Raw genomic sequence first — 11,846 nt, 5'->3', positions numbered from 1 at the left:
CCCTGGATCTGCACCGGGGCTACTTGAAGACCAACGCTTCAGGCACATCCACATCCCACAACACCCCGGGATCGTCCACCACCACTTCAATGACGTTTGCCGACGCAAACAGCGGCTTGGCCCCGCGATCACCGGACAACGCCATCAGCGCCGCACCAAACGAACGTCCAAACCCCACCGGATGCCCAAACTCGCCATCCTGCAGGGGCACACTGACGGTATCGGCCTGAATCCCCTCAACAATCCGCTCAATACTCGACGGCAAGATAAACGGCATATCCCCCAACACCACCAGCCAGCCATCAAGGGCCGGACACGCAGCGACCGCCGCCGCAATGCTGTCGCCCATGCCCGCCGACGCCAACAGCAGCACCTGACAGCCATAAGTCTGGGCCAGCCGTACAACCTCTGGACGATCCGGCGTGGTCACCAGCAACCGCGCCTCAACGCCAGTCGGCAGATTACACAGCACCTGTTCGATCACCGGCCGCACGATGCCGTCGCGCCCTTTGCACATCGCCAATAGCTTGTCCTGATCGACACCTGCCACCTGCCGATAACGACTGCCCTGTCCTGCCGCGAGAATGATCGCGCCCACGCTCATGAGTCAGCCTTCGCCAGCGAAGGCTTCTTCTGGCTCAGCGCGACGTCGAGTTGATGATCTTGACCATTGAGCTTCAGGGTAATCATGGGCACGCCTGCATGGTTCTGTAGTTATGGAGCAAATGGTTGCATCGTTAGGAGGCTAAGTTAGCTCATTAACAAAAAAGCCCTGCAACCACGGTAGGTGTGCAGGGCTCTGGATTCAGTGCTCAAGCTTAGCTCAATACTGATTCGGCTCCATTTCCAGCTCGACGTTGAAACGCTCGGCAATGTCTTTCTGGATCCGCTGTGCCAGCTTGAGCAGTTCAAGCCCGGTGGCCGTGCCGTAGTTGACCAATACCAGCGACTGCAAGCGATGCACGCCGGCGTCACCATCACGAAAGCCTTTCCAGCCCGCCTGCTCGATCAACCAGCCAGCCGCCAGCTTGACCCGGCCGTCTGCTTGCGGATAACCGACCAGCCCCGGATGGACGAGCCGGATTTCATCCGCCAGCACCGCCGATACCAACGGGTTCTTGAAGAAGCTACCGGCATTCCCGAGCACCGCCGGGTCAGGGAGTTTCTCATTACGAATGCTGCAAATAGCCTGACTGACATCGGTTGCGGTCGGATGATCGATGCCTTGCTCGGTCAAGCGTTGACGAACCGGGCCGTATTCCAAATGCAAATGCTCGACACGATCCAGGGCAAAACGTACCCGCAGGATCAACCAACGGCCGACTTGCTGCTTGAACAGGCTGTCACGGTAGGCAAAGTTGCACTCGGCCAGGGTGAAATCGCGCAGCTCACCGGTCTGGCGGTCCAGCGCGGTCAACCCGGCGAACACATCCTTGATCTCGACCCCATAGGCACCGATATTCTGCATCGGCGCGGCACCGACCGTGCCGGGGATCAGGCTGAGGTTCTCAAGGCCCGACAGGCCTTGCGCCAGGGTCCACTGCACGAACGGGTGCCAGGGTTCACCGGCCTCGGCTTCGATCACCACCTGACTGCCGTTGTCGCTCAACACCCGGATACCACGGGTGGCCATGCGCAGCACCAGCGCCGCAATGTCTGCAGTCAGCAATAGGTTGCTGCCACCGCCGATTACCAGCAGCGACACGTCATGCGCTGCCGAATACGCCAGCGCCTCGCGCACATCGGCATCGCTGTGGGCTTCGGCGAACAGTTGCGCGCGAACGTCCACGCCAAAGCTGTTGAACGGCTTCAGTGAAACCTGCGACTGCAGGTGCAAAGTCATAAGCGTCCCTTCAATTCAATCACCAGCAAATCGCTGGCGCGCTCAATCAGGTCAAGCACCTGCTCGAAGCCTTGATCACCGTCGTAATAAGGATCCGGCACTTCATCCACGCTCGATTCATAGCGACGCAAGAACAGATCCAGCTCTGCCCTGCCTTTGGCCGGTTGCAACGCCTTGAGGTTGCGCAGGTTGCTGTGATCCATGGCAAGGATCAGGTCGTAGCTGGAAAAGTCGGCGCGCGTGACCTGCCGGGCACGCTGCGCGGACAGGTCATAACCACGGCGCAGGGCAGCGGCCTGGCTGCGCTTGTCCGGCGCCTTGCCGACGTGCCAGTCACCGGTGCCCGCAGAAGCCACTTCGACCTGATCGGCCAAACCGGCTTCACGCAGTTTGTGCCGCAGCACACCTTCAGCCGTGGGTGAACGACAGATGTTGCCCAGGCAGACGAACAAAACCCGCATCAGGCCTCCAGCAGGCGACGAACGCGCTCGAGGTCTTCTGCCGTGTCGACACCCGGCGGCGGTGCAATCAGCGCATCGGCGACGTGAATCCGTACACCGTGCCAAAGGGCGCGCAGTTGTTCCAGGCACTCGGTGTTTTCCAGCCAGCACGGGCCCCAGCTGACGAAGTCATGCAGGAAACCGGCGCGGTAGGCATATATGCCGATGTGTCGACGGTACGGTACGCCGACCGGCAATTGCTCGCGGCTCTTGGCGAAATCGTCTCGCGCCCACGGCAAGGTCGCGCGACTGAAGGTCAGTGCCAGACCATTCAGGTCGCTGACAACCTTGACCACGTTAGGGTTGAACAGGGTTTCAACGTCTTCGATCGGCTCGGCCAGGGTCGCCATACGCGCTTCGGTATGGGCCGCCAGGTTGGCTGCGACCTGATCGATCACGCTTGGCGGAATCAACGGCTCGTCGCCCTGCACGTTAACCACGATAGCGTCCGCTGCCAGGCCCAGTTGGGTGGCGACTTCAGCTAGGCGGTCGGTGCCCGAGTTATGGTCTTCGCGAGTCATCACCACTTCAGCGCCAAATGCCTTGCAGGCTTCGACGATGCGCGCATCGTCAGTGGCGACCACCACCCGTTGCGCGCTGCTTTTGCTCGCCTGTTCCCAAACGTGCTGGATCATCGGCTTGCCGGCAATCATTTGCAGGGGTTTGCCCGGCAGACGGGTGGAAGCAAAACGCGACGGAATCACGACGGTGAAAGCGGTACTCATTTATCCAGACGCTCTTCTGTCGTCAGGGTGCGCGCTTCGCTTTCGAGCATCACCGGAATTCCGTCACGAATCGGATAAGCCAGGCCGGCGCCTTTGCTGATCAGCTCGGTTTTATCGGCGCTGAGCTTGAGTGGCCCCTTGCAGATCGGGCAAGCGAGGATGTCGAGCAATTTGGTGTCCATGAGCATTCCCTGGAAAAAAGCGTTTTAAGGCAAAAGACGTGCGGGCAACAGCCGCATCAACTGCGTATCGAACCAGGCCACGAAGGCCGGTGATGGTGCAGCATCGACCGCCAGATACCACCAGTCGGCGGCCGCGAAGGGTCGGCATTTCACCGCATCCTTCTCGGTCATCACCAACGGCAGTGACGGCGTGAAATTCAAGGCCGCCGCGCTGTACTCGGCGTGGTCGGCAAAAGCATGTGCAACAGGCTGCCAGTGTAGCGTTTCAAGGGTGTTGAAGAAACGTTGCGGATTACCGATTCCGGCCACCGCGTGCAGGGCCTGACCGGCAGGGAAATGCTCAAGCGAGCGGCGTTCGCCGGTCAGCAGGTTGACCAGCGCGGTCGGTTGCAGCAGGAAGGCAAAGCCGTCGTCTCGATCTGCCGAGGCGCCGTTGTAGAGCAGCGCATCGACGCTTTGCAGGCGTTCGACCGGCTCACGCAGAGGGCCCGCCGGCAGACAGCGTTTATTGCCCAGTCCACGGGCGGCATCGATCAGCACCAGCTCAAGATCGCGCGCCAGACGGTAATGCTGCATGCCATCGTCAGACAGGATCAGATCCAGCGGTTCAGCGGCCAGCAGTGCCTGCACGGCGCGACTGCGATCCGGATCGATCATCAACGGCACACCGGTGCGCTGGACGATCAACAGCGGTTCGTCGCCAGCGACGGCTGCGCTCTGATCGGCTTCGACCCGCCAGGGTAGTTGTGGCGGTTTGGCGCCATAACCGCGACTGACCACGCCCACCCGCAGGCCGCTACGTTGGCAGTGCTCGATCATCCACAGAATCAATGGCGTCTTGCCGGTGCCGCCGACGGTAATGTTACCGACGACGATCAGCGGCACTGGTGGCTGGTAGATCTCGCCTTGGCCTGCCAGAAACCGTTCGCGCTTGGCTGTGACCACGCGCCGGTACAGCCACTCCAGTGGCTGCAAAAGCTTCAGCGCCGGATGACCGGCGTACCAGGCGGCGAGCAAACGATCGGACATGGCCATCAGGGCGTCGGCGCCGCCTCAACGGTGGTCATGCGCAAGTGCGTGAAACCCAGCTTGCCCGCGGCATCCATCGCGGTGATGACCGCCTGATGCTGGGTCTTGCCATCGGCGCTGATGGACAGCGGCAAGTGGGTGTCGCCATTCGATTCTTTCGTCAAGGCGTCGATCAGGCTGGCCAGATCGTTCTTCGGCAACAATTGGTTGTTGACCGAAAAAACCCCGTCGGCGCTGATGGCGATGTCCAGTTGCTTGGTCTGCTGGTCTTCGGCGGGTGATCCGCTGACGGCTTCCGGCAGGTCGACGCGCAGCTGTGTTTCACGGGTAAAGGTGGTGGTCACGACGAAAAACAGCAGCAGGACAAACACCACGTCGATCAACGACACGAGGTTGATGTCCACGTTCTCCCGTTGCTTGCGGCGAAATTTCACGCTTTGTCCCCGGCCAAGTCAACGTCACGGTCGCCCTGCACCACTTCAACCAGCTTGATGGCTTCCTGCTCCATGCCCACGACAAGTTCATCGATGCGCCGTTGCAAAAACCGGTGGAAGAACACCGACGGGATACCGACGATCAGGCCCGAAGCCGTAGTGATCAAGGCTTTGGAAATACCGCCGGCCAGCACCGCGGCGTTGGTCGTCATGCCCGTGCCCATGAACGAACTGAAGATATCGATCATGCCCAACACCGTGCCCAGCAAACCGAGCAACGGCGCCATGGCGGCGATGGTGCCCAGCGCGTTGATGTAGCGTTCCAGCTCGTGGATAACCCTTGCAGCAGCCTCTTCGATGCACTCTTTCATGATCTCACGACCATGCTTGGAGTTGGCCAGGCCGGCAGCAAGGATCTCGCCCAGCGGTGAATTGGCGCGCAATTCCTTGAGTTTTTCTTTATTGAGTTGCTTGTCCTTGATCCAGACCCAGACCTGCCCGAGCAAGTGCTCCGGGGTCACACGGCTGGCCCGCAGGGTCCAGAGACGTTCGGCAACGATCGCCATTGCCGCGATGGAACTCAGAATGATCGGCAGCATCATCCAGCCGCCGGATTTGACCAATTCCCACACAGTGACAGTCCCCTCGAAAAAGTCCGCCACTTTAACATACAGACTCGACATAGAGGCTCGACACACCGCAGACCGTGTGTCGCATGGCGTGCCGCGCTGATGACTGGTGGCTATTGGCTGACGGACGGCGGGTTGCGCCAGAAACGGGGTTGCTGGCGCAATGATTCGGGCACTTCGAATGCCCCCAGACGCAAACGCAAGGCGCCCTGCTCGGCGCTGTCATAAACCTGCATGCCCAACCGGCGATAACGCGCCAGCACTTGAGGATGGGGATGACCGAACGAATTGTCGTGCCCGCGCGAAATCAGCACCGCTTTGGGCGCCAGCGCCTTGAGAAAGACCATCGACGACGAACTGCGACTGCCGTGATGCGGCGCCTGTAGCCAGTCGGTCGCGACCGCCAGCGGACTCTCCAGCAATGCACGCTCGGCCCGGGCGTCGATGTCGCCGGTCAACAGCAGGCGCTCGCCGTTGGCTTCGATCTGCAAGACACAGGATTTCTGATTGCTTTCGCTCGCCTCGGACCATTGCCAGAGCGCAAAGCTCACACCGTCCCACTCCCAGCGCTGACCGCTCTCACAGGCTTGCGCGTGCAACTCGGCCGGCAACGCTTCGGGATCACCACTGAGCACCTGCGCCACTGGCAACCCGTTTGCTACCGAGCGCGCGCCACCGGCGTGATCGGCATCGGCGTGGCTGATCAGCATCACATCCAGATTGTGCACTCCCAACTTGCGCAGCGACGGCAAGACCACCCGCTCCCCCAGATCTAAATCACCGAAACGCGGACCGGTGTCGTAGAGCAACACGTGATGGCGAGTGCGGACCACTATGGCCAGGCCTTGGCCGACGTCCAGTTGCCAGATTTCAGCCATGCCGTCGGGCACGGTCTTGAGCGGCGGGAACACTATCAACAGCAGCATCGGCCAACCCAGCACTCTCAAGGGCAGACCTTTGGGTAGCAACAGCAGAACAGCGCCGAGGGCACTGATAGCCCAGGCCCAAAGCGGGATCATCGGCGCCACCCATGCCGGTATTCGCCCGGCCACCAACGCCAGACCGTTGAACAGAACGTCGAGCAAACCGCCAGCGAGCCACAACAGCCCCTCACCGACATAAGGTAGCGGCAGCAGCAACGTCCCCAGCAAGGCCGGGGGCAACACAACCAGACTGATCCAGGGCACGGCCACCAGATTGGTCAGCGGGCCACTGAGGCTGATGGGCAAACCCAGCAATATCAGCAGCGGACACAAGCCAATTGCGATCAACCATTGCGCACGCGTCCAGGTTTGCCACCAGCGCCAGGGCCCCAAGCGCCCGCCGAAGGTGAAGATCAGCACCGCCACTGCTGCAAACGACAACCAGAACCCCGGCTGCAAACTCGCCAGCGGCTCAAGCAACAGCACTGCATTCAACGCCAACAGCAAGGGCCAGCAGGCACCCAGATGGCGAAACCGCAGGCGCCATAACAACACCAGTCCGATCATCACGCAGGCTCTGCGCACCGGCACCTCGAAACCGGCCAGCAGCCCATAACCGAGCGCCGCCGTGAATGCCATGCCGCAGGCCCACGGTAGCCAGGGCAAGCGCTGCGGCCACAGGCCATAACGCGCCAACCCGGCAATCAGCAGATAAACCATCCCGGCCAGCAAACCGATGTGCTGCCCGGAAATCACCAGCAAATGCACGGTGCCGGTGTCTTGCAAGACACGCCAGTCTTCGCTGCTCAGCCCGGACCCATCGCCCAGCACCAATGCGGTCAGCGCCCCGGCACGCCCCTGGGCATCGACCGCCAGCAACCGCTGGCGAACAGCATCACGCCAGGCCCATTGCGCAGACCTGAGCAACTGCCCGTCCTTGACGCTTCCCGTTGCACCGATGCGTTGCGCCAACAGCCAGGCGTCGTAATCAAAGGCCTGCGGATTGAGCAGGCTTGTGGGGCGCTTCAACTTCACCGCCAGACGCCAGCGCTCACCGCTGTTAACGGTCGGCCCGTCGTACCAGGCCAGCCGCATCAGCCCCGGCAACCGTGTGCGCCGTGCCTCGCCATCGGCCAACTCGAAACGCGCCACACCTTGCGTATTCTGCGGTAAACCGACAACTCGCCCCTCGACCCAGCGGGTTTGCCCGTCGAGGCCCGGCGCCAACCGGTCATCCAACGCCCAGTGCGCACTGGCGCACGCCCAGCTGAAGCCGAACAGAAAAAACGCCAGTGGATAGGTGCGAAACGGCAACAGCATCAATGCCAGTACGGGTAACAACAGCAATAAACCGACCGGTGGCAGCACCGGTAAAAAGCGCAAGGCCAACAGGCCCAGTGCAAGCGCTAACATCCCTGTGCGCATAAGCCCGTCCTTGAGAGTCCCTGCTCTTGGATTAGCCGAGTTACAAAAGTCCGCTTTTATTAATTGTCACAAAGTCTGAATTTGCGCTCCGTAGAATCCGGGCATACTTGCCGCTTGAACTGACCGAGAAGCCCTATGCCCCGGCGCTTATTCAAACGTTACATGCCAGACCCGACCAGCATCAGGGAACACAAATCCTTACGCTTTCTCGGCACGCTGCTGCATGACCCGAACCTCTGGCACCTCAACCGGCACTCTGTTGCGCGCGCCATGGCGGTGGGTTTGTTCGCCGCGTTTCTACCGATTCCGTTGCAGATGCTTCTGGCGGCAATTCTTGCCATTTCAGTGCGCGGCAATATTCCGATCGCGGTCAGCCTGGTCTGGCTGACCAACCCGATCACCATGCCCATAGTGTTTTACTGCACTTATCAGACCGGCGCCTGGCTGATGGATGTACCCGCCCGCAGCCTGCCGGACAAGCTGACCTGGGAGTGGATCAGTGGTGAGCTGTCGACCCTTTGGCAACCATTTTTGCTGGGGTCGGTGGTGGCTGGACTGGCATTCGCCGCGCTTGGCTATTGCCTGACCATGACCTACTGGCGCTGGTGGGTCAGTCGGCAATGGAAGCGGCGCAAGAAAAGCCGGATGCTCTGAATGCAAAACGGCCTCCTGAGTGGAGGCCGTTTTTATTGCGATGTCTGGGCTGACGCCATCGCGAGCAGGCTCGCTCCCACATAGGCTCCGTGTCGATCACAAATTATGTGGGAACACCAATCCAGCGTGGGAGCGAGCCTGCTCGCGATGGCAGGCGGCGCGGTCGCCCCTTATGTACGCATCCCGCGACCGCTGACCAGCAGCCGCGCACAACCGACGTACAGCACCACAGTCGCCACCAGCATGAAGGTAATCGCGATGCTGATCTTGATGTCCGAGACGCCCAGGATGCCATAACGGAAAGCGTTGACCATGTGCAGCACCGGGTTGGCCAGCGACACAGTCTGCCAGAACGGCGGCAGCAGACTGATCGAGTAGAACACCCCGCCTAGGTAGGTCAACGGTGTCAGCACGAACGTCGGGATAATCGAAATGTCGTCGAAGTTGCGCGCAAACACTGCGTTGATGAAGCCCAGCAGCGAGAAAATCGTCGCAGTCAGCAGCACCACCAGCAGGGTAATCCCCAAATGATGCACTTGCAGGTGAGTGAAAAACAGCGAGAGCAGCGTCACGATCACGCCCACCGCCAGGCCGCGCAGCACCCCGCCCACGGTGTAGCCGATCAGAATGGTGTGCGGCGAAACCGGTGAAACCATCAGCTCCTCGATGGAGCGCTGGAATTTGCTGCCGAAGAAACTCGAGACCACGTTGCCGTAGGCGTTGGTGATCACCGACATCATGATCAGACCCGGCACGATGTATTCCATATAGGTGAAGCCACCCATATCACCGATTTGTCGGCCGATCAGATTACCGAAGATCACGAAGTACAGAACCATGGTGATGGCTGGCGGCAGCAGGGTTTGCGGCCAGATCCGGGTAAAGCGCCGGACTTCACGGTAAACAATGGTATTGAGCGCGACGAGGTTGGGTTTTAGTTCGGAACTCATACGGCCACCTTCGCCAGATTTTTCTCCACCAGAGACACGAACAACTCCTCGAGGCGATTGGTTTTGTTACGCAGGCTCAGCACTTCAACGTTCTGCATGGCCAACTGACCGAACAACGCAGTGATACCAACGGCTTTGTCGACCTGGACTTCCAGGGTGTGGCTGTCGAGCAAACGTGTCGGATAGCCGATCAGTTGCGGCGCTACCATCATGTCGTTCTTGAGGTCCAGCAGGAACGTCTCGACATGCAGCTGGCTGAGCAGGTTACGCATGCTGGTGTTTTCGACAATCGTACCGTGGTCGATGATGCCGATGTTGCGGCACAACTGCTCCGCCTCCTCCAGGTAATGCGTGGTGAGGATGATGGTGATGCCTTTCTTGTTCAGCTCGGTGAGGAAAGTCCACATCGAACGACGCAATTCGATGTCCACGCCAGCCGTCGGTTCGTCGAGGATCAGCAGGCGCGGTTCATGCACCAATGCGCGCGCAATCATCAGTCGACGCTTCATGCCACCCGACAGCGAACGCGACGGCACATCGCGCTTGTCCCACAGGCCGAGCTGAGTCAGGTATTGCTCAGCGCGCTCCTTGGCGACTTTAGGCGCAATACCGTAGTAACCGGCCTGGGTCACGACAATGTCGAAGGTCTTTTCGAACTGGTTGAAGTTGAACTCCTGCGGCACCACACCGATGCAGCGCTTGAGCGCGGCCGGGTTGCGGTCCAGGTCGTGGCCAAAGATGTTCACCGTTCCGCTGGTCTTGTTCACCAGGGTCGAGAGAATGCCGATGGTCGTGGATTTGCCGGCACCGTTGGGGCCAAGCAATGCGAAAAAGTCACCTTCGGCGACATCCAGATCGATACCACTCAAGGCCTGGAAACCGTTGCCGTAGGTTTTGGTTAGCTGCCGGATGGACAGAGCAGAACTCATATCGGATTTACGCACCAAGAAGGGAAGTCAGGATTAAATAAGGGCGGGCGGCGAGCAATGCAACCACGGCGCAAGAACGCAATGGTGCTTGGCGACGCCGCACAAGTACAGTCAAGTGTGTCGATAGTCAGTATTAAGTCAACGCGGTCATGACCGCTTTCTGATAGGCCGGACGTTGCTTCAATCGCGCATACCAGGCTTGCAGATGAGGCATTGGCGCTCGCTCGATGGGCATCTCGAACCAGGCATAGATGAAGCTGCCCAACGGAATATCACCGACACCGATCTCGTCACCGGACAAATAAGGCTTGTGCGCCAATGCCTGGTCGACCATCGACAGCAATTGCTCGCAAGTTTTCTGCGCCGCGTTGATCGCAACCCAATCCTGCTGATCCGCCGGGGTGCGCAACACGCCCCAGAACACATGGCGGAACGGTTCGGCAAAAGACGAAGTGGTCCAGTCCATCCACTTTTCAGCGGCTGCCCGGGCCTGAACATCCGCCGGATACCAGTTCGAATCAGCGGCATGACGGGCGGCCAGGTAACGCACGATGGTATTGGACTCCCACAGCACAAAACCGTCGTCTTCGATCACCGGGATGCGGCCATTGGGGTTCATCGCACGGTATTGCGGCGTGTCGACCACACCATACGCACCGCCCGCATCCAGCGCTTCGTAGGTCAGCCCGAGCTCCTCGGCGCACCACAGTGCCTTTCTGACATTCGACGAATTTTTCCGACCCCAGATCTTCAGCATGACCGCCCCCTCAATGGATGAATTAGGGGGCGTTCTCAATTAGTTTCCACACCGCGCCGGAAACTAATTGAGAACGCCCCCTAGGGCAGTCTACGCCGGATCAGGTGGGACTCAAATCGCTCTGCATGTCACCGAGCAATGCCGGTGACTGATCGTTGAACAGGTGTGGGTAGAGTTTTTCCAGGTACTCGAAGAAGAACGCTTCGGGTACATCGGCGAACTGTCCATGGTCGACCAGGTACTCCATCGACTGTTGCCCCTGGCGATTGAACGGGTGGAAGACGCTATCGCTTACCCCATCAAACTCCAGCGCCGGCACATCGAACAACTCACAGAGTTTCTGGTTGAACGCCGGAGTGGCCTTGACCCAACGGCCCTGCAAATACAACTCGGTGTAACCGTGCATGGCGAACACATCGCTCTTGAGCAACTTGATCAGGCGCGGGGTCGACAGGTGATTACGCACATCCGCCAGACCGATCCGTGCTGCGATCCCGCAGTGCCGCGCACAACCGGCCAGCAACGTGGCTTTGGGCACGCAGTAACTCTCACCGGTCGCCAGCGCATAGCTGCCGCGCAAGGTCGCGGGATCGCGGCTGAAGGTATAGGGGTTATAGCGCACCGCTTCACGCACGGCGTAATACAGACTCACCGCCTGCTCGACCGGATCACGGCGGGTGCCGCGATGCAGTTCAGCGAACTCCACCACCGCTGGGTGGTCACTATCGATGAAGCGGCCGGGACTCAGATACTCGTGCATGAGAAAAATCTCCTGGAGAAGCCACGAGTCTAGCGACTGCTTCAGCACAGAGATAACGACGTTTCGGCCAAACATCAGCGTTTGTCGCACGCTCTGCGAAGCTTTT

Annotated in this window: 14 protein-coding genes; 1 reads left to right on the top strand and 13 read right to left on the bottom strand. The window is 60.0% G+C overall.

Annotated elements, in window-relative coordinates; translation table 11 throughout:
- Positions 1 to 19: 19 nt before the first annotated feature.
- The 9 genes from NTD87_RS00690 to NTD87_RS00650 form a co-directional block, all read right to left on the bottom strand.
- Positions 20 to 604 (bottom strand): NTP transferase domain-containing protein, encoded by a 585-nt coding sequence (locus tag NTD87_RS00690; RefSeq protein WP_262111167.1) that lies wholly within the window; start codon positions 602 to 604, stop codon positions 20 to 22.
- A 219-nt stretch (positions 605 to 823) separates the two neighbouring features.
- Complete coding sequence (gene murB / locus NTD87_RS00685) at positions 824 to 1,843, bottom strand: UDP-N-acetylmuramate dehydrogenase (protein ID WP_262111166.1); 1,020 nt, start codon at positions 1,841 to 1,843, stop codon at positions 824 to 826.
- Complete coding sequence (locus tag NTD87_RS00680) at positions 1,840 to 2,304, bottom strand: low molecular weight protein-tyrosine-phosphatase (protein ID WP_262111164.1); 465 nt, start codon at positions 2,302 to 2,304, stop codon at positions 1,840 to 1,842. Before NTD87_RS00680 ends, murB begins: the two co-directional genes overlap by 4 nt.
- A complete protein-coding gene (kdsB, locus tag NTD87_RS00675; RefSeq protein ID WP_262111163.1) occupies positions 2,304 to 3,068 on the bottom strand; it encodes a 3-deoxy-manno-octulosonate cytidylyltransferase in 765 nt (254 codons plus the stop codon). Before kdsB ends, NTD87_RS00680 begins: the two co-directional genes overlap by 1 nt.
- A complete protein-coding gene (locus NTD87_RS00670) occupies positions 3,065 to 3,250 on the bottom strand; it encodes a Trm112 family protein (protein ID WP_011060103.1) in 186 nt (61 codons plus the stop codon). Before NTD87_RS00670 ends, kdsB begins: the two co-directional genes overlap by 4 nt.
- A 24-nt stretch (positions 3,251 to 3,274) precedes the next feature.
- Positions 3,275 to 4,285 carry a tetraacyldisaccharide 4'-kinase gene (gene lpxK, locus NTD87_RS00665; RefSeq protein ID WP_262111162.1) on the bottom strand — a complete coding sequence of 337 codons (1,011 nt, stop codon included), beginning with the start codon at positions 4,283 to 4,285 and terminating at the stop codon, positions 3,275 to 3,277.
- Positions 4,285 to 4,713, bottom strand: coding sequence for an ExbD/TolR family protein (locus NTD87_RS00660; protein WP_262111161.1), 429 nt, complete (start codon positions 4,711 to 4,713; stop codon positions 4,285 to 4,287). Before NTD87_RS00660 ends, lpxK begins: the two co-directional genes overlap by 1 nt.
- Positions 4,710 to 5,345 carry a MotA/TolQ/ExbB proton channel family protein gene (locus NTD87_RS00655; RefSeq protein WP_262111169.1) on the bottom strand — a complete coding sequence of 212 codons (636 nt, stop codon included), beginning with the start codon at positions 5,343 to 5,345 and terminating at the stop codon, positions 4,710 to 4,712. The genes NTD87_RS00660 and NTD87_RS00655 overlap by 4 nt, the downstream gene beginning before the upstream one ends.
- 110 nt (positions 5,346 to 5,455) lie before the next feature.
- Positions 5,456 to 7,690 carry a DNA internalization-related competence protein ComEC/Rec2 gene (locus tag NTD87_RS00650; protein WP_262111159.1) on the bottom strand — a complete coding sequence of 745 codons (2,235 nt, stop codon included), beginning with the start codon at positions 7,688 to 7,690 and terminating at the stop codon, positions 5,456 to 5,458.
- 135 nt (positions 7,691 to 7,825) lie between these two features.
- Between NTD87_RS00650 and NTD87_RS00645 the strand changes: the two genes are divergently transcribed.
- Positions 7,826 to 8,344, top strand: a complete 519-nt coding sequence (locus tag NTD87_RS00645; RefSeq protein ID WP_262111157.1) for a DUF2062 domain-containing protein — start codon at positions 7,826 to 7,828, stop codon at positions 8,342 to 8,344.
- Between the two features lie 170 nt (positions 8,345 to 8,514).
- Here the strand turns inward: NTD87_RS00645 and NTD87_RS00640 are convergent, their stop codons facing one another.
- The 4 genes from NTD87_RS00640 to NTD87_RS00625 all read right to left on the bottom strand — a co-directional run bounded on the left by NTD87_RS00640 (position 8,515) and on the right by NTD87_RS00625 (position 11,740).
- Complete coding sequence (locus NTD87_RS00640) at positions 8,515 to 9,294, bottom strand: ABC transporter permease (protein ID WP_262111156.1); 780 nt, start codon at positions 9,292 to 9,294, stop codon at positions 8,515 to 8,517.
- Entirely contained in the window at positions 9,291 to 10,223 is a 933-nt protein-coding gene (locus NTD87_RS00635) for an ABC transporter ATP-binding protein (protein ID WP_262111155.1), read from the bottom strand. Before NTD87_RS00635 ends, NTD87_RS00640 begins: the two co-directional genes overlap by 4 nt.
- Before the next feature lie 133 nt (positions 10,224 to 10,356).
- Positions 10,357 to 10,980 (bottom strand): glutathione S-transferase family protein, encoded by a 624-nt coding sequence (locus NTD87_RS00630; RefSeq protein ID WP_262111153.1) that lies wholly within the window; start codon positions 10,978 to 10,980, stop codon positions 10,357 to 10,359.
- A gap of 100 nt (positions 10,981 to 11,080) precedes the next feature.
- Positions 11,081 to 11,740 (bottom strand): transglutaminase-like domain-containing protein, encoded by a 660-nt coding sequence (locus tag NTD87_RS00625; protein WP_262111151.1) that lies wholly within the window; start codon positions 11,738 to 11,740, stop codon positions 11,081 to 11,083.
- Positions 11,741 to 11,846 lie beyond the last annotated feature (106 nt).

It is taken from the genome of Pseudomonas sp. 6D_7.1_Bac1 (genome assembly GCF_025465945.1).
In the GTDB taxonomy this organism is placed as follows: domain Bacteria; phylum Pseudomonadota; class Gammaproteobacteria; order Pseudomonadales; family Pseudomonadaceae; genus Aquipseudomonas.
This window is presented reverse-complemented; position numbering and strand designations above follow the sequence as displayed.